Origin of the sequence: Streptomyces sp. NPDC028722 (assembly GCF_040637655.1) — a bacterium.
Classification (GTDB): domain Bacteria; phylum Actinomycetota; class Actinomycetes; order Streptomycetales; family Streptomycetaceae; genus Streptomyces.
Genome location: NZ_JBEZWU010000002.1, coordinates 439,040 through 457,081, shown reverse-complemented (window position 1 = coordinate 457,081; position 18,042 = coordinate 439,040). Strand labels below are relative to the sequence as shown.

At 74.8% G+C, this 18,042-nt stretch carries 18 protein-coding genes and 1 pseudogene; 8 read left to right on the top strand and 11 right to left on the bottom strand.

The window, feature by feature from the left end:
- Window positions 1–8 precede the first annotated feature (8 nt).
- The 4 genes and pseudogenes from AB0F03_RS04580 to AB0F03_RS04565 form a co-directional block, all read right to left on the bottom strand.
- Window positions 9–524: pseudogene (locus tag AB0F03_RS04580) on the bottom strand (HAD-IIIA family hydrolase); the annotation flags it as partial.
- Complete coding sequence (locus tag AB0F03_RS04575; protein ID WP_361986450.1) at window positions 521–1,516, bottom strand: glycosyltransferase; 996 nt, start codon at window positions 1,514–1,516, stop codon at window positions 521–523. The pseudogene AB0F03_RS04580 and the gene AB0F03_RS04575, both read right to left, overlap by 4 nt.
- Window positions 1,513–3,147, bottom strand: coding sequence for a carbamoyltransferase C-terminal domain-containing protein (locus AB0F03_RS04570; RefSeq protein WP_361986448.1), 1,635 nt, complete (start codon window positions 3,145–3,147; stop codon window positions 1,513–1,515). Before AB0F03_RS04570 ends, AB0F03_RS04575 begins: the two co-directional genes overlap by 4 nt.
- Window positions 3,148–3,175: 28 nt before the next feature.
- Window positions 3,176–4,183, bottom strand: a complete 1,008-nt coding sequence (locus AB0F03_RS04565; RefSeq protein ID WP_361986446.1) for an NAD-dependent epimerase/dehydratase family protein — start codon at window positions 4,181–4,183, stop codon at window positions 3,176–3,178.
- 765 nt (window positions 4,184–4,948) lie between these two features.
- Between AB0F03_RS04565 and AB0F03_RS04560 the strand changes: the two genes are divergently transcribed.
- Window positions 4,949–5,512: a hemerythrin domain-containing protein gene (locus AB0F03_RS04560; RefSeq protein WP_361986444.1), complete on the top strand. Its 564-nt coding sequence runs from the start codon at window positions 4,949–4,951 to the stop codon at window positions 5,510–5,512.
- A 113-nt stretch (window positions 5,513–5,625) separates the two neighbouring features.
- On the opposite strand, the gene AB0F03_RS04555 is transcribed toward AB0F03_RS04560, so the two are convergent.
- From AB0F03_RS04555 to AB0F03_RS04545, 3 genes are all read right to left on the bottom strand, one after another.
- Window positions 5,626–5,964: a DUF3040 domain-containing protein gene (locus AB0F03_RS04555; RefSeq protein WP_361986442.1), complete on the bottom strand. Its 339-nt coding sequence runs from the start codon at window positions 5,962–5,964 to the stop codon at window positions 5,626–5,628.
- 399 nt (window positions 5,965–6,363) lie between these two features.
- Window positions 6,364–7,047 carry a hypothetical protein gene (locus tag AB0F03_RS04550; RefSeq protein WP_361986441.1) on the bottom strand — a complete coding sequence of 228 codons (684 nt, stop codon included), beginning with the start codon at window positions 7,045–7,047 and terminating at the stop codon, window positions 6,364–6,366.
- Window positions 7,004–8,215 (bottom strand): hypothetical protein, encoded by a 1,212-nt coding sequence (locus tag AB0F03_RS04545; protein ID WP_361986439.1) that lies wholly within the window; start codon window positions 8,213–8,215, stop codon window positions 7,004–7,006. Before AB0F03_RS04545 ends, AB0F03_RS04550 begins: the two co-directional genes overlap by 44 nt.
- Before the next feature lie 107 nt (window positions 8,216–8,322).
- On the opposite strand from AB0F03_RS04545, the gene AB0F03_RS04540 reads away from it, so the two are divergent.
- From AB0F03_RS04540 to AB0F03_RS04525, 4 genes are all read left to right on the top strand, one after another.
- Window positions 8,323–8,604 (top strand): peptidase inhibitor family I36 protein, encoded by a 282-nt coding sequence (locus AB0F03_RS04540; protein WP_361986437.1) that lies wholly within the window; start codon window positions 8,323–8,325, stop codon window positions 8,602–8,604.
- 370 nt (window positions 8,605–8,974) lie between these two features.
- On the top strand, window positions 8,975–9,967 hold the full coding sequence (dhaK, locus tag AB0F03_RS04535) for a dihydroxyacetone kinase subunit DhaK (protein WP_361986435.1): 993 nt from the start codon (window positions 8,975–8,977) through the stop codon (window positions 9,965–9,967).
- 68 nt (window positions 9,968–10,035) lie between these two features.
- On the top strand, window positions 10,036–10,644 hold the full coding sequence (dhaL, locus tag AB0F03_RS04530) for a dihydroxyacetone kinase subunit DhaL (RefSeq protein ID WP_361986433.1): 609 nt from the start codon (window positions 10,036–10,038) through the stop codon (window positions 10,642–10,644).
- Window positions 10,637–11,047 (top strand): PTS fructose transporter subunit IIA, encoded by a 411-nt coding sequence (locus AB0F03_RS04525; protein ID WP_361986431.1) that lies wholly within the window; start codon window positions 10,637–10,639, stop codon window positions 11,045–11,047. The genes dhaL and AB0F03_RS04525 overlap by 8 nt, the downstream gene beginning before the upstream one ends.
- A 313-nt stretch (window positions 11,048–11,360) precedes the next feature.
- Here the strand turns inward: AB0F03_RS04525 and AB0F03_RS04520 are convergent, their stop codons facing one another.
- A complete protein-coding gene (locus tag AB0F03_RS04520) occupies window positions 11,361–12,110 on the bottom strand; it encodes a glycoside hydrolase family 75 protein (RefSeq protein WP_361986429.1) in 750 nt (249 codons plus the stop codon).
- Between the two features lie 486 nt (window positions 12,111–12,596).
- Here AB0F03_RS04520 and AB0F03_RS04515 point away from each other — a divergent pair, with 486 nt between their 5' ends.
- A complete protein-coding gene (locus tag AB0F03_RS04515) occupies window positions 12,597–13,571 on the top strand; it encodes a fibronectin type III domain-containing protein (protein ID WP_361986427.1) in 975 nt (324 codons plus the stop codon).
- Between the two features lie 206 nt (window positions 13,572–13,777).
- Window positions 13,778–14,317, top strand: coding sequence for a hypothetical protein (locus AB0F03_RS04510; protein WP_361986426.1), 540 nt, complete (start codon window positions 13,778–13,780; stop codon window positions 14,315–14,317).
- Here AB0F03_RS04510 and AB0F03_RS04505 read toward each other — a convergent pair.
- A complete protein-coding gene (locus AB0F03_RS04505) occupies window positions 14,215–14,760 on the bottom strand; it encodes a DUF4188 domain-containing protein (RefSeq protein WP_361986424.1) in 546 nt (181 codons plus the stop codon). The genes AB0F03_RS04510 and AB0F03_RS04505 overlap by 103 nt on opposite strands.
- Between AB0F03_RS04505 and AB0F03_RS04500 the strand changes: the two genes are divergently transcribed.
- A complete protein-coding gene (locus AB0F03_RS04500; protein WP_361986422.1) occupies window positions 14,683–15,351 on the top strand; it encodes a transcriptional regulator in 669 nt (222 codons plus the stop codon). The two genes, AB0F03_RS04505 and AB0F03_RS04500, sit on opposite strands and share 78 nt — an antisense overlap.
- On the opposite strand, the gene AB0F03_RS04495 is transcribed toward AB0F03_RS04500, so the two are convergent.
- Window positions 15,287–15,850, bottom strand: a complete 564-nt coding sequence (locus AB0F03_RS04495; protein WP_361986420.1) for a PadR family transcriptional regulator — start codon at window positions 15,848–15,850, stop codon at window positions 15,287–15,289. The two genes, AB0F03_RS04500 and AB0F03_RS04495, sit on opposite strands and share 65 nt — an antisense overlap.
- A gap of 55 nt (window positions 15,851–15,905) precedes the next feature.
- Complete coding sequence (locus AB0F03_RS04490) at window positions 15,906–17,921, bottom strand: NADPH-dependent 2,4-dienoyl-CoA reductase (protein ID WP_361986418.1); 2,016 nt, start codon at window positions 17,919–17,921, stop codon at window positions 15,906–15,908.
- Window positions 17,922–18,042: the final 121 nt, after the last annotated feature.

The following is an 18,042-nucleotide window of genomic DNA, read 5'->3' as shown; positions in this document are numbered from 1 at the left end:
GCCTCCGCCAGTGCCGCGCGTACGGCGGTGAGTACGTCGGGGGCGCTGTCCATGGCGAAACGTGCCACCTCCGCCGGTGCCGTGGCCGCGTTCGGGACGAGCACGCCCCGGGCGCCCGCCGCGCGGGCGGCCAGCACGTCCGCGGCGATGTCACCGATCACCAGGCACCCGGCGGGCTCGACGCCCACCAGCCGGGCGGCGGCGGTGCGGATCAGGCCGGGCCGGGGTTTGCGGCAGGCGCAGCCCGCGTCGGGGGCGTGCGGGCAGAACAGCCAGGTGTCCAGCCCGCCGAGCAGCTCGTCGGCACGGGCGTTGACGCGGAGCACCTGCTCGACGGTGAGCAGGCCGCGCGCGATGCCGGACTGGTTGCTGACGACCCCGGTCGCCAGCCCGGCGGACCGCGCCAGCGCGACGGCCGCGGCGGCGCCCGGCAGCAGCCGGACCCGGCCGGGGTCGCCGTTGTACGGCACGTCCCGCACGAGGGTGCCGTCGCGGTCGAAGAGGACGGCGGTCAGCCTGTTCACTCGGCACCTCCCAGGGGTTCGGCGTGCCGGTGGCGGACGACGCCCCGCACCCAGTGCCGGACGGCGAGGGGCGGGATGAGCACGCTGGTGCCGAGCATCCCGGCGATCTCGCGGGCGGTGCGCGGGCCGGGCAGGATGCGGGCGAGGGCGAACTCGGTGGTGCCCAGCGTCCACAGCGCCGCCCAGGCGGTCGCGGCCCGGCGCCGCCCGGTCAGGGCACAGGAGGCGGCGGCGAGGGCGGCTCCCGTGACCACGAGGTGGCGGGGCAGCCGGCCGCGGGGCGCCTGTGCGCGGTCCCACCAGTCGCGGCCGTGCAGCCGGTTCATCAGGGCGTCGTCGGCGTTGCCGCGCTGCGCGGGCAGTGAGGCCCACCAGTGGGCCGGGCGGACGGGGTGCCGGGTGACCCGTCCGCCCCGGACCAGGGACCAGCCGGCCCGCTGGACGCGCAGGGCGAGGTCGGCGTCCTCGCGGAAGGCGCGCGGGAAGCGTTCGTCGAAGCCACCGGTCCGCTTGAGGGCCTCGGTGCGGTAGGCCATGTCGGCCGTGGCCCAGGCGGCGTTCTCCAGGCCCTTGGTGGTGCGTTCCCAGTCGGTGGGCCGGCGGTCCGGGGGCAGGGGCACACGCAGCCGGCCCTGGATGCCGCCCACGTCGGGACCGGCCTCCCGCAGGTCCTCGGCGAGCCGCCGGGACCAGCCGGGCAGCACCTGGACGTCGTCGTCCAGGAAGACCGTCCAGGGCGTACGGACGGTCTGCCAGCCGGCGTTGCGGGCGGCGGCCGGGCCACGGCCGCCGGTGCGCAGGGTGCGGACGCGGTCGAGGAGCTGCCCGGCCGGCTCCAGCGGCAGACTGCCGTCGGGCGCGGGCCGGTCGTCCACGACGACCACCTCGTGCGGAGGATGGTCGCCGGCCGCGGCGAGCGCGCGCAGGCACTCGGCGAGGCAGGGGCGGCCGATCGTCGGGACGACGACGGTGTAGGCGGGTGCGTCGCTCATGCGAACGCCTTCCCGCGACGGATGGCGAACGGGCCGAGCACCAGCAGGTCCACGGGGGCCGAGCCGAAGCACTCCAGGGCGTCCCTGGGGTCGTCGACCATGGGCCGGCCGGCGGTGTTCAGGCTGGTGTTGACCACCACCGGCAGCCCGGTGCGCCGTTCGAAGCCCTCGATCATCCGGGCCACCAGCGGTTCCTGGTCCCGGTCCACGGTCTGGATGCGGGCTGTGCCGTCGACGTGGACCACGGCCGGGATGCGGGCCCTCCAGTCGGGGGCCACGTCGTGCACGAACAGCATGTGGGGGCTGGGGAGCGGCCCGTCGAAGATCTCGGCCGCACGCTCGGCGAGGACCATGGGCGCGACGGGCCGGAACTCCTCGCGTCCCTTGACGGCGTTGAGCCGCTCCAGGTTGGCGGCCCGGCCCGGGTGGGCGAGCAGTGAGCGGTGCCCGAGCGCGCGGGGCCCGTACTCGCTGCGGCCCTGGAACCAGGCCACGATCCCGTCGGCGGCCAGCGCCTCGGCGGCCGTCTCGGCGATGTCGGCGGGCTCCTCGTACGGTACGGCCGCCCGGTCGAGCCACTCCCGCAGCTCGGTGTCGCTCCAGCCGCGGCCGAGCGCGGCGGTCGGCATCGGCTCCAGGGTGTCCTTCTGCCCGGCGACGTGCGCCGCCGCGCCGAGGGCCGTGCCGGCGTCGCCGGCGGCGGGCTGCACCCACACGTGGGCGAAGCCGCTCTCCCGCCACAGCCGGGTGTTGGCCACGCAGTTCAGCGCGACCCCGCCGGCCAGGGTGAGCACGTCCTCGCCGGTGCGCTCGCGCAGCCACCGGGCGAGGCCCAGCATGGTCTCCTCCAGGCAGAGCTGGGCACTGGCGGCGAGGTCGGCGTGGTCCTGGTCCCAGGCGCCGCCGGCGGGGCGCGGCGGGACGAGTTCGGCCCAGGGCACGGGGCGGGCCCGGAAGCCGCCGCCGTCCTCGGCGTGGACGTACTCGCGCAGCCGGCCGGCGAAGCGCGGGGTGCCGTGGGAGGCGAGGGCCATGACCTTGAACTCGTCGCTGCTGCGCAGGAATCCGAGGTGCTGGGTGAGGTCCTCGTAGAACAGGCCGAGGGAGTCGGGCAGTTCCTGGGTGCCGAGGACGGTGAGTTCGCGGCCGGTGTAACGGCCGGCCAGGTGGGAGCCGCACTCGCCGCGGCCGTCCAGGACGAGGACGGCGCAGTCCGGGTACGGCGAGACGGCCCCGGCGGAGGCGGCGTGGGCCACGTGGTGCGGGACGAACCTGACCTTGGCCGGGTCGAGTCCGGGCAGGGCCTCGGCGAGGAACTCCGGGGCCCGGCGGGCGTACTCCTGGCGCAGGTGGTCCCAGGGGTCGTGCAGCCCCATCCGCTCGGCGGGACGGGCGAGTGCGGGGTCGTAGGAGTAGGCGACGGCGTCCAGGTCGGCCGGGGTGAGGCCGGCCTGTGCCAGGCACCAGCGGGCCGACTGCTCGGGCAACTCCCAGGCGGAGAAGGGAACCGGGCGCTTGCCGTGCTTGCGGCGCGAGAAGCGTTCCTCCTCCGCTGCCGCCACGACCGTGCCGTCGGTGATCAGGGCGGCGGCGGGATCGTGGAAGAGTGCGTTGATTCCGAGGACGTGCATGCGCTGTCTCCAGGGCCGGGGGCGGGGGTCAGGACTGCGGGGCCGGGACCTCCGCGCGCGAGGCCGGTTGTGGGGGCAGGGCGGAGAAGTAGGCGATGGTCTGCTTCAGGCCCTCCTCCCAGGGGATCTGCGGGGACCAGCCGAGCAGTTCGCGCGCCAGGGTGGTGTCGGGGCGGCGCCGGCCGGGATCGTCGACGGGCCGGTCTATGAACGCGATCGGCGAGCGGGAACCGGTCAGGGCGACCACCCGGCGGGCCAGGTCGGCGACGGTGATCTCGTCGCTGCCGCCGATGTTGACCGGCCGTACGGAGCGGCTGGCGGCCACCCGCAGGATGCCGTCGACGGTGTCGTCGACGTAGCACAGCGAGCGGGTCTGGCTGCCGTCGCCGGTCACCGTGAGCGGTTCGCCGGCCAGGGCCTGGCAGATGAACGTCGGTACCGCGCGGCCGTCGTGGGCTCGCATGCGCGGCCCGTAGGTGTTGAACAGCCGTACTATCCCGGCGTTCGTCCCCCGGGTGCCGGCGTGCGCGGTCACCAGGGCCTCGCCGAACCGCTTGGACTCGTCGTACACGCTGCGCGGCCCGACCGGGTTGACGTTGCCCCAGTAGCCCTCGTGCTGCGGGTGCACCAGTGGGTCGCCGTACACCTCGGAGGTGGAGGCCAGCAGGAAGCGGGCGCCGTCGCGTTCGGCGATCGTCAGCGCGTTGCGGGTGCCGAGGCTGCCGACGTCCAGCGTCTCCAGGGGCATCCGCAGGTAGTCGGCGGGTGAGGCCGGGCAGGCGAAGTGCAGTACCAGGTCGTAGGGGCCCGGCAGCAGTCCGGTGCACTCGGCCGCGGAGACGTCGCAGTGCACGTACCGGAATCCGGTCCGGTCCTCCAGGTGCGCGAGGTTCTCGCGCCGGCCGCAGGCCAGGTTGTCGGCACAGTCGACTTCGACGCCCGAATCCAGCAGCCGTTCGCACAGATGGGAGCCGAGGAAACCGGCGCCGCCGGTCACGAGGGCGCGCCGCCAGGAGAAAGGTGTCTCAGCAGTCATGGGACTGTTCCTTCGTCCACGTCGTTCGCGCCGCGAGGACGCCCTGGCCGGGCGTGGCGCGTACTGCGTCGCCGGGTCCGACGTCGTCGGCCCGCTGGGAGAGAAGGGAAGGAGAGGGCCGGGTCCCCGCTCATCCGGAGGACCGCCCTGATCGGCCGCCGCTTGCTGGACGGCACTGGCAGCTGGGTTCCCCTGCCAGTTGGGTTCACGCGTTGGATTCTGATTCTCCCGGATCACGGGTGCTCGCGCGACTTCGGCGGCCCGTGCGGCACGGCGGGAGGGGCCCTGCACGACGATGTCCGGGCCCCGCCGCGCCCCGGGGAGCCGGTGCGTGCGGGGAGCCGCCACCGGAACCCACCGGAACCCACCGAAGACGACCGGCAATCCCCCGGCCGGGCCGCACCGCACACACCGACTCGCCCTGCTCGGCTGTACTACGGGCAAGTAACGGCTCCCGAAGACGGGTTCAGAACTTGCAGACGACTCGCGGCCGGGGTGGTCACAGGAGGCTGGTCCGCGGGTGACCACGGTCGCGCGGTGGCCGGGGCCACCGCCCGGTGGGCGCACCCGGGCGCGGCCGTCCGCAGCGGAATCATGCGGCACCGCGGGAGGGGGCGCCGTCCGGAGCGGGCCGGATGGCCGCCCTCCGCCACCCGATGCGGTGGCCCGGCGGGGCGGACCGTGTAGCCCGGTGTCCTCGGGGCACCCGGCCGGACGACGGCCGGCCGCTCACGGGCCGCCGCGTGTCACTCAGGAGGTACGACGATGGGTCACGGCGGAAACGTCATCCAGGAGCTGACCACCGACCACCGTGAGGTCGAGGAGCTCTTCGGCCGGATCGAGGCGCTGCCGCCCGGTTCCAGCGAACGCAAGGACCTCGCCGACCAGGTCACGATCGAGCTGGTCCGCCACTCCGTCGCCGAGGAGGCCTATCTGTACCCGGCGGTGCGCGAGCACCTCACGGGCGGGGACGCCCTGGCCGACAAGGAGCTGGAGGACCACGCGAAGGCCGAGCAGATCATGAAGGACCTGGAGGGCTGTCAGGCCGACGACCCCCGGTTCGACACGCTCATGGCGCAGCTGATGACCGAGATCCGCTCCCATGTGACCGACGAGGAGCAGAACCTCTTCCCGCGCCTGGAGGCGGCCTGTACCCCCGACGCGCTGATGACCCTCGGCGACAAGGTGCGCCGGGCCAAGAAGACGGCGCCGACCCGGCCGCACCCGGCGGCGCCGGACAAGCCCCCGGCCAACAAGCTGCTGGCCCCGGGTGCCGGCCTGGTCGACCGGATGCGCGACGCGCTGTCGGGGCGGGGCAAGGAGAGCTGACGCGACACCGTCCTGGGCGGAAGGAGGCGGGGCCGGGCATGTCGCCCGGCCCCGCTTTCCGTTGCCGGGGCTCGCTTCTCCGTTGCCGGGGCTTGCTTTTCTGTTGCCGCAGCTCAGAGCCAGGGGGTGACCCGGGCGCCGGAGCGGGTCCGGGCGCGGGTGGCCCGGCACAGCAGCCGGAACGCCTGCAAGAGGGTCAGCGGCCACAGCACCGCGAAGCACCACAGCAGCGCCGGGTCCGAGGTGCGGATGCCCATGACGGCCAGGAACACCGACACGGCCGTCAGCAGCACGACAGCGGCCGGCAGCCAGCCCGGACCGCGCGGGCAGCCCATCCGGCGCGCGAACCGGCGGTCCTGGCGGAGTCTCGACTCGATCTGCACCAGCGCGAGCCGCTCGCGCGGTGACAGCCGTACCTCGTCGGGCATCTCCCACATCTCCCAGTCGTCCACGGCAACGGCACCTCCTCCGCCGACGGCGGCCCGGTCTTCCGGACCGCCGAGTTCCCCGGACGGCGCGGGCGATGCCGGGCCGCTGCCGGCCACGAGGGCGGGGCCGGGGGGAGAAAACTCCACCCCGGGGCCGGTGGCCACCCTGACTGAAAGGGCGCTCCGGCGCGGCCACGATGGAGGCGGTCCAGTCCCGTCGTCCGCTCGAAGGGAGCCACCGTGCCCGAGCCCACCGAGGCGCAGCCGGCCGAGGAACACCCGATGTGGCCCTGGGTGGTGCTGGTGGCCGTCGCGGCCTGCGTCGTGATCGTTCTCCTCAACGTACTCGTGACGGCGTGACGACGTGACGGCGTGACGGCGTGACGGCGTGACGGCGTGACGGCGTGACGGCGGACCGGAGGGTCAGCTCCCCGTGTCCCGTCCCGCTGGACGCCCGGGGGCGCCGGCGGCGCCGGGTGCGCGTCGGGGCCGGCTGATCGGCCCGGGGTTGTCCGGATCGCCGCACGGGGGCGCGTAGGCGAGGTACGGCAGGTGGGCGGTCCACTGGGCGCGGGTGATGCGGGGGCCGGTGTGCGCGCAGGCGTGCGCGATGACGCCGGCCTGGTCGGTACCGGCGAGCCGGACGGTGGCGTCGAAGCCGCCGGAGGCCAGTACGGTTCCGTCGGGGCTGAAGGCGACCGAGCTGACCGCCGTGCCGTGGCCGGTCAGTGTGGTCAGCGCGGTCGGGTGCGCGGGCCGGTCCACGCTCCACAGCCGCACCGTGCGGTCGTCGCTCGCGCTGGCGAGGGTACGCCCGTCGGGGCTGAACGCCACCGAGCCGACGACGTCGGTGTGGCCGGAGAGCCCGGCGAGCGGGGCCGGACGGCGCGGGTCGGCGAGGCTCCACAGCCGTACCGGGGCGTGCCCGCCGCCGGCCGTGGCGAGTGTGCGGCCGTCGGGGCTGAAGGCCACCGAGAACGCCCCGGTGGCGTGGCCGTCCAGGACGGCCAGCCGTCGCGTCCGGCGCCGGTCCGCGACGGCGGTCAGTCGTACGGCGCCGTCCTCACCGGCGCTGGCGAGTGTGCGGCCGTCCGGGCTGAACGCCACCGGAGGAGACGTACGCGCCGTCGCCTACGGCCCGGACGGCCGTACGCTCGCCAGCGTGTAAGCCATCCAGGGTGAGGGCGGCGCCGCGCCTCCTGCGCCAGGTCTCCAGCAGCGCGTGGGACAGCAGGGGGAGGACTCCGGCCTGCCCGTGGGCGTGGGCGACGAGGGTGGCCTGGAGGGCGCCTTCCACAGTCAGGCCGGCGCGCCGGGCGGGTTCGACGACGGCGCACCGCAGTTCGGCCGCGCTCATCGGTCCGACGACGACCTGGGCGTCGCGCAGGATGGCGACGAGCGGGGCGTGGCGGGTGCAGTGGGCATAGAAGTCGGCGCGGACCCCGAGGACGATCCGGCAGCCGGATCCGGGCCGCTCCGCCTCCTCGACGAGGGCGGCGATGAAGCGGGCCCGCTCGTCGGCGTCGGTGCAGACGGTGAAGACCTCCTCGAACTGGTCCACGACGATGACCAGTTCACCCGGCTCGGAGCCCGGCTCGGGGCCCGGCCCGGAATCCGGCTCGGGGCCCGCCCCTGAGACCGGCCTGGAATCCGGCTCGGGGCCCGGATCGGGTCCCGGCCTTGAGCCCGGCCCGAAGTCCGCCCCGTGGCCCGGCCCGTGGCCCGACCCCGATTCCAGCCCGGAGCCCGCCCCGTGGCCCAGCCCGGAGGCCGCCCCGTGGCCCGACCCGCAGCCCAGCCCGGGTTCCCCCGACTCCCGCCCCGCCGCGAGCGCCCTCTCCAGGCGTTCCCGCGGGTGGGGTCCGGGGGTGAGGACCCGCACCCTGCGGCGCGGTTCGTCACGGGTCAGGCGCGGCAGCAGTCCGGCACGCAGGAGGGAGGACTTGCCGGCTCCGGACGCGCCGACGACGGCCACGGCCCGCCTCCGGGCCAGGGTGACGAGGAGGTCCTCGACGAGACGCTCACGGCCGAAGAACAGGTCGGCGTCCTCGGTCCGGAAGGCCGCCAGACCGACGTACGGCCCCCGGGGCTGGCCGGCCGGCACCTCCGGGCAGGGCTGTGCGTGCGCGCCACCCACCTCGCCCGCACCGTCCCGCTCCCCCGGGGCGCCCGCCGAGGACACGGCGCGGAGTTCGACGGCGACGGCGTGCCAGCGCCCCTCCCACTCCCGCGGGTCGCCGCCGCAGGCCCGTACGTACGACAGCGTGACGTCCAAGCTGGGCAGCCGCCCTGACCACGGCGAGCGCCGCCACGGCGAACACCGCGACCGGGAACACCACTGCGGCGAGCGCCTCCGTCCTGGCCGCGGACGGCGCCTACTGGGTGTGGGAGGACACCAATCGCGGCGGCCACTCCTGCGGGTGGAGCGGCGACGACGCCAACTGGAGCACCTGCGGCCCGAACGGCAGTTTCAACATGAACGACCGGGCCTCGGCCTGGTTCAACAACGGCTACGGCGGCGCCTACGGAGACGTGCGCGTCTACGAGGACATCAACTACGGCGGCGCCTCCACCTGTGCGCCCAACGGGGGCCAGGGCAACATCCCGTGGGAGTGGAACGACCGCATCTCCTCCCACAAGTGGGTGACCGCCTGCGGCTACTGACCGCCGCTCCCCCACCGCCGGACCTCCCGGGCTGCACGCCCGGGAGGTCTTCGGCGTGCGGCGGGAGCACGACGTTGCACGTGGCGCAGGGAGCGCTACGGAGCGTGAAAGCGCCCGGCCGCAGGTGACCCTCACCGCCGCAAGGCCGATACTGCCAGTAGACGGGACGGCCGATTCGACGACCAAGGAGCGCCGAGACCTGACGTCTCGTCACCGCAGTCGGCTCCGAGTCGGCGGCCGACCCGGCACGACCCGCCTCCGGCCGCCACGAACCGTCACGAACCGCCGGGATCAAAGACCGCCCTCCACGCCGGTGACCTGCTGAGTCGCAGGTCCTGGGCCTAAGCGCCAAGCTCACGAGGAGACCCCCATGAGGATGCTGATCAACGTGCCGGAGACCGTCGTCGCGGACGCGCTGCGCGGCTTCGCGGCCGCGTATCCCGATCTGACCGTCGACGTGGAGAACCGGGTGATCGTCCGCCGGGACGCTCCGGTGGCCGGACAGGTCGGGCTGGTCTCGGGCGGCGGATCGGGGCACGAGCCGCTGCACGGCGGGTTCGTCGGCCCGGGCATGCTGTCCGCCGCCTGCCCCGGGGAGGTGTTCACCTCGCCGGTGCCGGACCAGATGGCGCGCGCCGCGGCGGCCGTGGACAGCGGGGCGGGCGTGCTGTTCGTGGTGAAGAACTACACCGGCGACGTGCTGAACTTCGACATGGCGGCCGAGCTGGCCGAGGACGAGGGCATCCAGGTCGCCAAGGTGCTCGTCGACGACGACGTGGCGGTCACCGACAGCCTCTACACGGCCGGTCGGCGCGGCACCGGGGCGACGCTGTTCGTGGAGAAGATCGCGGGCGCCGCCGCGGCCGAGGGGCAGCCGCTGGAGCGGGTGGAGGCCGTCGGCCGCCAGGTCAACGCGAGCTCCCGCAGCTTCGGCGTGGCCCTCAGCGCCTGTACGACCCCGGCGAAGGGCAGCCCGACCTTCGATCTGCCGGACGGCGAACTGGAGCTCGGCATCGGCATCCACGGCGAGCCGGGCCGGGAGCGGCGCCCGATGATGACCTCCGGGGAGATCGCCGACTTCGCGGTCAACGCCATTCTGGAGGACATGCCGCCGCGCGACCCGGTCCTGCTGCTGGTAAACGGCATGGGCGCCACGCCGCTGCTGGAGCTGTACGGCTTCCACGCCGAGGTGCGGCGGGTACTGCGCGAGCGGGGGGTCGTCGTGGCCCGCACCCTGGTCGGGAACTACGTCACCTCCCTGGACATGGCCGGCGCCTCGGTGACCCTGTGCCAGGCCGACGAGGAACTGCTGCGGCTGTGGGACGCGCCGGTGCGGACTCCGGCGCTGCGCTGGGGCATGTGAACCGGCGACAGCGGACGATCACCGTCCCGGCCGTACCGGCCGGCAGTCCTACCACGCAAGGAGATCCAGTGCTCGACGCCGACTTCTTCCGCCGTTGGATGACGGCGACCGCCGCGTCCGTCGACCGCGAGGCGGACCGGCTCACCGCCCTCGACTCGGCCATCGGGGACGCCGACCACGGCAGCAACCTCCAGCGCGGGTTCACCGCGGTCACGGCCACCCTGGAGAAGGAGGCCCCGCAGACTCCGGGGGCCGTCCTGACGGTGGCCGGGCGGCAGTTGATCTCGACCGTCGGCGGTGCGTCCGGCCCGCTGTACGGCACTCTGCTGCGTCGGACCGGGAAGGCGCTCGGTGACGCCGCCGAGGTCGGCACGGAGCAGCTGGCCGAGGCGCTGCGCGCGGGCGTCGACGGGGTGATGACGCTCGGCGGGGCGGCACCGGGTGACAAGACCATGATCGACGCGCTGGTGCCGGCCGTGGACGCGCTCGGGACGGGTTTCGCCGCCGCGCGGGCCGCCGCGGAGGAGGGCGCGCAGGCCACCACCCCGTTGCAGGCGCGCAAGGGCCGGGCCAGCTATCTGGGCGAGCGCAGCATCGGCCACCAGGATCCGGGGGCGACCTCGTCGGCGTTGCTGATCGCCGCGCTGGCCGACACGGCGGAGGCGGACGGTGAGTGAGGACAGGGCGGTCGGGATCGTACTGGTGTCGCACAGCGCGGAGGTGGCCGCGTCGGTCGCGGCGCTGGCCAAGGGCCTGTCCGGCGGGGCGGCCGGGGTGCCGGTGGCTCCGGCGGGCGGCACCGAGGGCGGCGGGCTCGGCACGAGCGCCGAGCTGATCGCCGCCGCGGCGGCGTCGGTGGACGGCGGGGCCGGGGTGGCGGTGCTCACCGACCTGGGCAGCGCGGTGCTCACGGTGAAGGCGCTGCTCGCCGAGGGCGGCGAGCTCCCGGAGGACACGCGCCTGGTGGACGCGCCGTTCGTCGAGGGCGCCGTGGCCGCGGTGGTCACCGCGGCCGCAGGGGGAGACCTGGACGCCGTGGAAGCGGCGGCGGCGGAGGCGTACGCCTACCGCAAGGTGTGACGACCGGGCCGGCCCGCGCAAGCGGTCAGTAGCGCTGCGCGCGGTGAACGCGACGAACGCGTCGAACGCGACGAAAGAGCCGGTCAGCCGCGACCCCCACGACGCAACACCGGTCCGGCTGCCGGCCCTCCGCCGCCGCCGCTGAGGAAGGGACGCCTCCCTCACGACGGCGAGACGGCCGGGAGCGGGCCGCCAGGGCCGGTGTGCCGCTCGTCCGCCCGCCCGGGCCGGTGAGCCGCTCACCCGCGACGGGACGCCCGGCCGGCCACTGCCTCCGCGTCCCCGCCACCGTCACCGCCACGGAGGTGCGCGTCTACCGGACGAGGAGACGGCGGAAAGCTGCCCGCCAGGGCCAGTTCCCCGGGTCGTCCGCGATGAAGCGGCCGGCCAGTCGCCGGCCCTCCGCCACCGTCGCCGCGTGGTCCTCGATGGGGATGACGCGGGAATGGCGGAAGACGATGTAGGTGACGCCGGAGGGTACGCCGCCGGTGCGCGGGTCGGGCGGGATGCCGAGGCTTCGGGCGGTGGCGTAGGAGGCCTCACCGATGATGTCCCGCGGGCCGGTGTCGCCGACGACCGCGTACCGCACCCGGTCCCGGTAGACGACGGCGGCCACGGAGCCGCCCCGGACGCCGTGCGCGTGCTGGTTCCAGCGTCTGCTCGGCGCGGGGACCACGATGTAGGGCACGCGCGCGGCGCTCAGATGGCGGCCGTCGGACTGCTGGAAGGCGGTGGTGGGGGCGAACAGCGGGTCGGTGCGGTGGTTGCAGCGCCCGCTGGGCCGGCCGTCGCAGTCGATGTCCAGGTCGGCCTTCCAGAAGACGGCGTCCCGGGTGCCGCAGACGGGGACGGTCGGGGCGGTGTCGGCGTCGGTGCGGTACCGGCCCCGGGAGACCTGGGTGCACGCGTCGGTGCGCGCCAGCAGGTCGGCGGCGGTGATCAGGTCCTCGTCGTGGACCGCCGGCCGTTCTAGGGGCGGGAGGGCGGTGGCCGGGGCGGGCAGGGCCGCGGGGGCGAGCAGCACGGCGCCGGCGGCGGCCAGCGTCAGCGACGGGACACGCACGATGAGGAACCCTCTCCTAGGGGACATAACGGGCATTCAGCCCACTGTGGTGCGCGTTCGGGCGAATGGGCGTCGGGGCCGCTCCGAAGGGGCCGGATGGAGCACGCTTCTGACACCCCGTGAGGGGACATCCGGGGCCGCTCCGCGAGGGAACCCATGGGTCCGGGCGCCGGCCGGGTTGCGCGGAGCGGACGACAGGGGTACAGGAGGCCGGGTCCCACGGACGACAGGGGCCGGGGGTTCCGGGACACTGCCCGCCCGGAACCCCCGGCCGCCCATGCCGGCGCGGGATCGGCGACGACAGCGTGTCCGCGCCGTCGGCATGAACTCCGCTTCACGCGAAGCGAGTTCAGCCGCGGAGAGGTCCAGCTTACGTACTCCGGCAGCGGTCGCCCACGCGCCCCCCTTGCTGTGGCCGCACCCGCCGGGCATATTGGTCCGGACCTTTACCGCGCTTGCTCACGCCGTCCCCGGGGAGGAACAGCCGTGCGACGCGTTCCCGTTCCGCTCGTGCTGGCCTGTGGGGCCCTGCTGCTCGCCGTGTCGTGCGGCTGGGGCCGGACCGGCGAGGCGGACGAGGGGCGGGCGCCGGGCGCTCCGGGCGGGGTCACCGCCACGGCGGGCAGCGCCACGAGCGTGCACGTCATGTGGAACGCCCTGCCGGACGGCTCCGGGGTCCGCTCCTACGAGATATACCGCGGCACCACGAAAGTGGCGGACGTGGCGGATTCGCAGCACATGGTGGACGTCACCAGGCTCAGGCCGTCCACCATGTACGCGTTCACCGTGCGCGCCCGGGACACCGCGGGCCGGCTGAGCCCGCCGAGCCGGTCGGTACGGGCGCGGACACCGGCCGCGGTAGCGGCGGACCGCTCGGCACCGACCCGGCCCCGCGACACCGCCGGGCGGACCGTCGGCAGCCGCGCGGTCCAGCTGTCCTGGGGCGCGTCCCGGGACGACCGGGGCGTGGTGTCGTACGAGGTCTACCAGGGCGATGTAAAGATCCACAGCGTCGGCGGCGGTCAGACCGCCACGGTGGTCACCGGCCTGCGCCCCGGCAGCCGCTACGTCTTCACGGTGCGGGCCCGGGACGCCGCCGACAACCTCTCCCCCGCCGGCACCCGGGTCCGCCTGACCACCCCGGGCAGGGACGACGGCCAGGACCCCGCGCCCACCGGCTTCACCGCAGCCACCCACCGGTCCGGCGGGGCCTACTACATCGACCTGGCCTGGGACCCGCCGCGCACGGGCGGCGCGGTCACCGAGTACCAGATCCAGCTGGACGGCGCCGCGGCCACCTCGCTCGTCTGGGGCGGCACGCCGCCGCGCGGCCGGGCGCACCACAGCTTCTACACGGGCACGGCGGCCGGTGAGGAGCACCGGGTGCGGCTGCGGGCGCGGCTCCCGGACGGAACGTGGGGTGGTTACTCGGCGGAACGCACGGTGACCACGGGCGGCTGACGGACGGCCCGGGCCCGGTACACCACCGCCCACCGTCCACCGGACGGCCGGGCGTCACCCGGGCGGCCCAGCCGTCACCCGGCCGGGCGCCTCCGGCGTGCGGGCGGTCCGGGGGCGGCGTTTGCTGCGGTTGAGGCGCACGGACGCTTCCCGACCCCAGGCGGCGCATGGGACGTACCGCCAACCGTGCCGCCGGAGGCCAGCCCATGCACACCTCACGACTCCTGCTCCGCTCCGGCCTGACCCTGGCGGCCGCCGCCGCGCTTCCTGCCGGGTTCGCCGGGCCGTCCGCCGCCGCCTCGGGGATCTCGGTCAGCACCACCGGCTCCACGGTCTCGGTGGTCACCAGCGCGTGCACCCCGATCAACGGCAGCTGGGGCACCGCGGCCCTGCTCTCGAGCCGTCAGGCGAGCTTCGCCCAGGGCAGGCAGGTGGCCCTGTCGGGCACGTCCGTCAGCCAGTCCGCGGCCTGGTCCGGAGTGAGCCCGGGGACGTTCACCGTGGTGGTGGTCTGTTCCAGCGGCAGCACCGCGGGCAGCCAGTCGGTGATCGTCTCCGGCTCCACCTCGCCGACGATCTCGGCCACGTCCACCGCGAGACCCTCCCGGGGTGTCATGGGCGGCCTCGGCGGTGCCGCCCGCGACTACGGCCCGCTGACGCTGGGCGTCGGCGCGGCCCTGGTCGGCGCCGGCGTCGTCGCTACGGGCTGGGTGCTGCGCCGCCGATCGAAGCCGTACCGGCTCTGAACTCCCGTCCCGGCACCTCCGTCAGCCGGGTCCGGTCCGGGGGGACTGAGCGGGGCCGCTCGCCAGTCGCTGCGCCGCCCGTTTCCCCGCGCCGGCCCATGGGTTCGACCCCCCGTGCCGCGCCCAGCGGCCGGCGGCGTCTCGATGTGGAGCGACTCGCAGGAACCGGCCGGGACGATGTACGTCTCGTGCCGGATCCCCACGCCGCCCTTGCTGCCGCGCACGCGGCGGTCGAAGGCCGCCCATGCGGGGTGGTGCTGCCCGACCCGGTCGTAGGCGTAGGCGTAGGCGTAGGCGAGCAGCTTCTCGCGCGACTCCCCGTACTGCGCGACGGTGAACACGCGGGGGCCGCCGCCCAGTCCCCGGTGGCCCAGCAGCCCGCTGCCGCCGTCCCGCGCGAGTTCCTCGGGCAGGCGCGGTATCCATCGCGGTGGGAGGACCATCTGCGGCGGCTGCGCCTGGTGCGGGCGCTGATCCAGATCGGCGGGGTCCCGGTGGCCGCCGCGCGCGAGGTGATCGCCGCCGCGGAGGACGAGTCGCTGGACCACCATCTGCGGCTGGGCGGCGGCGACCCGGGCGCTGCCCTGCGCCGAGGGCCCGCCGGGGACGACCCGGCGGTGGAGACCGCCCGCCGCTCGGTGGAGACGCTGCTGGAGCGGCTGGGCTGCTCATGCGGCCCTGCCCTGGACCTGCTCGACCCCGCCCACCGGCGGCTCGTCGACTCGGTCGCCGCGCTGGTCCGGCTCGGTCACCCCTGCGACACCGAGCACTTGCTGCCGTACGGGCGACTGGCCGCGCAACTGGCCGTCACCGACCTGGACATGATCGAGGAGCAGCCGACCGCGACCGGGCAGATCGAGGGGGCCGTCGCGCTGACGGTGCCGTACGCACCGGTGCTCCTGAGCCTGCGGCGCATGGCCCGCAGGAGTCGGCCCGGCGGTTCCGAGGCGCCTGGGACCCGCGGCTCGCCTACCGCTCGCCGGGACCGCACTCCCGCGCCGGCAGTTCCGCGAACTCCGCCAGGGCGTGGGTGAGCCACTGGGTCCAGAAGGTCTCCAGGTCGATGCCCGCCCGCAGGACCAGGTGGCGCAGCCGGTCCCCGGGGGCGTCCCGGTCCGGCGGGAAGTCGCGCCGTTCGATCTCCTGGTACTCGGCCAGCTGCCGCCGGTGCAGCTCCAGATGCCGGCGCAGATCCGGCTCCAGGCCCGTCGTGCCGACCACCGCCGCCGCGCGCAGCCGCAGCAGGAGCACGTCCCGCTGGGGCCTGGGGTCCTGCGCGGCGGCGGTCCAGCGGGCCAGTTCGGCGCGGCCCGCGGTGAGCACCTCGTAGTTCTTCTTCTGCCCGCGGGCCGGCTGCTCGGCCGGCAGTGCGCGGATGAGGCCCTCCGCCTCCAGTCTCCCCAGCTCGCGGTAGATCTGCTGGTGCGTCGCGGACCAGAAGTAGCCGATCGACTTGTCGAACCGGCGGGTCAGCTCCAACCCCGACGACGGTCGTTCCAGCAGGGCGGTGAGGATCGCGTGCGGGAGTGACATGGGCTCATCCTAGGGACGGGCGGCGGCGCGCCGGGCGGGCGCCCCACAGCCTCGGCTACAGGGCCGCCGCCAGCTCGGTGCCCTGCTTGACGGCCCGCTTGGCGTCGAGTTCGGCGGCGACGTCCGCGCCGCCGATGAGGTGCGCGCTGCGCCCGGCGGCGACCAGCTCGTCGTACAGGTCGCGGCGCGGGTCCTGGCCGGTGCAGAGCACCACGGTGTCGACCTCCAGGACGGTGCTCTCCTCACCGACGGTGATGTGCAGCCCGGCGTCGTCGATCCGGTCGTAGCGCACGCCCGGCACCATGGTGACGCCCCGGTGCTTCAGCTCGGTGCGGTGGATCCAGCCGGTGGTCTTGCCGAGTCCGGCGCCGACCTTGGTGGTCTTGCGCTGGAGGAGGTGGACCTGGCGGGGCGGCGCGGGCCGCTCGGGTGCGGCGAGCCCGCCGGGCGCCTGGTAGGCGGTGTCGACACCCCACTGACGGAAGTACGTCTCCGGGTCCTCGTGCGCCTTGTCGCCGCCGTCGGTGAGGTACTCGGCGACGTCGAAGCCGATGCCGCCGGCGCCCAGGACGGCGACGCGCTCGCCGACGGGGGCGCCGTCGCGCAGGACGTCGAGGTAGCCCAGGACGCGGGGGTGGTCGACGCCCGGGAGGTCCGGGACGCGCGGGGTGACGCCGGTGGCGACGACGACCTCGTCGTATCCCGCCACGGTCGCGGGGGTGACCCAGGTGTCGAGGCGTACGTCGACGCCGTGGGCCCGGAGCTGGTGGCGGAAGTAGCGCAGGGTCTCGTCGAACTCCTGCTTGCCGGGCACCTTGCGGGCGACGTTGAGCTGTCCGCCGATCTCGCTCGCGGCGTCGAACAGGGTGACGGCGTGGCCGCGTTCGGCGGCGGTGACCGCGCAGGCGAGTCCGGCCGGGCCGGCGCCGACGACGGCGACGCGCTTCTTCAGCCGGGTCGGCGAGAGCACCAGCTCGGTCTCGTGGCAGGCGCGCGGGTTGACCAGGCAGGAGGTGATCTGCCCGCTGAACGTGTGGTCGAGGCAGGCCTGGTTGCAGCCGATGCAGGTGTTGATGGCCTCCGGGGTGCCGGCGGCGGCCTTGGCGACGAAGTCGGGGTCGGCGAGCATCGGGCGGGCCATGGAGACCATGTCGGCGTAGCCGCCGGCCAGCAGTTCCTCGGCCAGTTCCGGGGTGTTGATGCGGTTGGTGGTGACCAGCGGCACCGACACCCGGCCCATCAGCTTCTTGGTGACCCAGGTGTAGGCGCCGCGCGGCACGGAGGTGGCGATGGTCGGGATGCGGGCCTCGTGCCAGCCGATGCCGGTGTTGATGAGTGTCGCCCCGGCGGCCTCGACGGCCCTGCCGAGGGTGACGACCTCCTCCAGCGAGGAGCCGCCCGGGACCAGGTCCAGCATGGACAGCCGGTAGATGACGATGAAGTCCTCGCCGACGGCCTCGCGCACCCGCCGGACGATCTCGACCGGGAACCGCATCCGGTTCCCGTACGAGCCGCCCCAGCGGTCGGTGCGCCGGTTGGTCCGCGCGGCGATGAACTCGTTGATCAGGTAGCCCTCGGAGCCCATGATCTCCACGCCGTCGTACCCGGCCTGCCGGGCCAGGCGGGCGGCGCGGACGTAGTCCCCGATGGTCCGCTCGATGTCGGCGTCGGTCATCTCGCGCGGCGCGAAGGGGCTGATCGGCGCCTGGAGCGGGCTCGGCGCGACCAGGTCCCGGTGGTAGGCGTACCGGCCGAAGTGCAGGATCTGGAGGGCGATCCGGCCACCCTCGCGGTGCACGGCCTCGGTGATCACCCGGTGCTGTCCGGCCTCCGCCTCGGTGGTGAGCTTGGCTCCGCCCTCGTACGGCCGTCCCTCGTCGTTGGGTGCGATGCCGCCGGTGACGATGAGCCCCACGCCCCCGCGCGCGCGGGCCGCGTAGAACGCCGCCATCCGCTCGAAACCGTGCTCGGCCTCTTCCAGGCCCACGTGCATCGAGCCCATGAGCACGCGGTTGGGCAGGGTGGTGAACCCGAGGTCGAGCGGGGTCATCAGGTGTGGGTAACGGCTCATCGGGGCCCTCCGTGCGCGGTGTCGTCACCCCTTGTTGTAGAGGAAGCCCGACGCTTTATGCAACTAGTTGCACAACCACACCCGCGTGACGCCGACCACTCTGTACCTACCGGTACGTACA

Bases quoted from the DNA above. Each gene is read 5' to 3' on its own strand.
- AB0F03_RS04575 (WP_361986450.1), bottom strand. From the start codon at position 1,516: ATGAGCGACGCACCCGCCTACACCGTCGTCGTCCCGACGATCGGCCGC.
- AB0F03_RS04570 (WP_361986448.1), bottom strand. From the start codon at position 3,147: ATGCACGTCCTCGGAATCAACGCACTCTTCCACGATCCCGCCGCCGCC.
- AB0F03_RS04565 (WP_361986446.1), bottom strand. From the start codon at position 4,183: ATGACTGCTGAGACACCTTTCTCCTGGCGGCGCGCCCTCGTGACCGGC.
- AB0F03_RS04560 (WP_361986444.1), top strand. From the start codon at position 4,949: ATGGGTCACGGCGGAAACGTCATCCAGGAGCTGACCACCGACCACCGT.
- dhaK (WP_361986435.1), top strand. From the start codon at position 8,975: ATGAGGATGCTGATCAACGTGCCGGAGACCGTCGTCGCGGACGCGCTG.
- AB0F03_RS04510 (WP_361986426.1), top strand. From the start codon at position 13,778: ATGCACACCTCACGACTCCTGCTCCGCTCCGGCCTGACCCTGGCGGCC.
- AB0F03_RS04505 (WP_361986424.1), bottom strand. From the start codon at position 14,760: ATGGTCCTCCCACCGCGATGGATACCGCGCCTGCCCGAGGAACTCGCG.
- AB0F03_RS04495 (WP_361986420.1), bottom strand. From the start codon at position 15,850: ATGTCACTCCCGCACGCGATCCTCACCGCCCTGCTGGAACGACCGTCG.
- AB0F03_RS04490 (WP_361986418.1), bottom strand. From the start codon at position 17,921: ATGAGCCGTTACCCACACCTGATGACCCCGCTCGACCTCGGGTTCACC.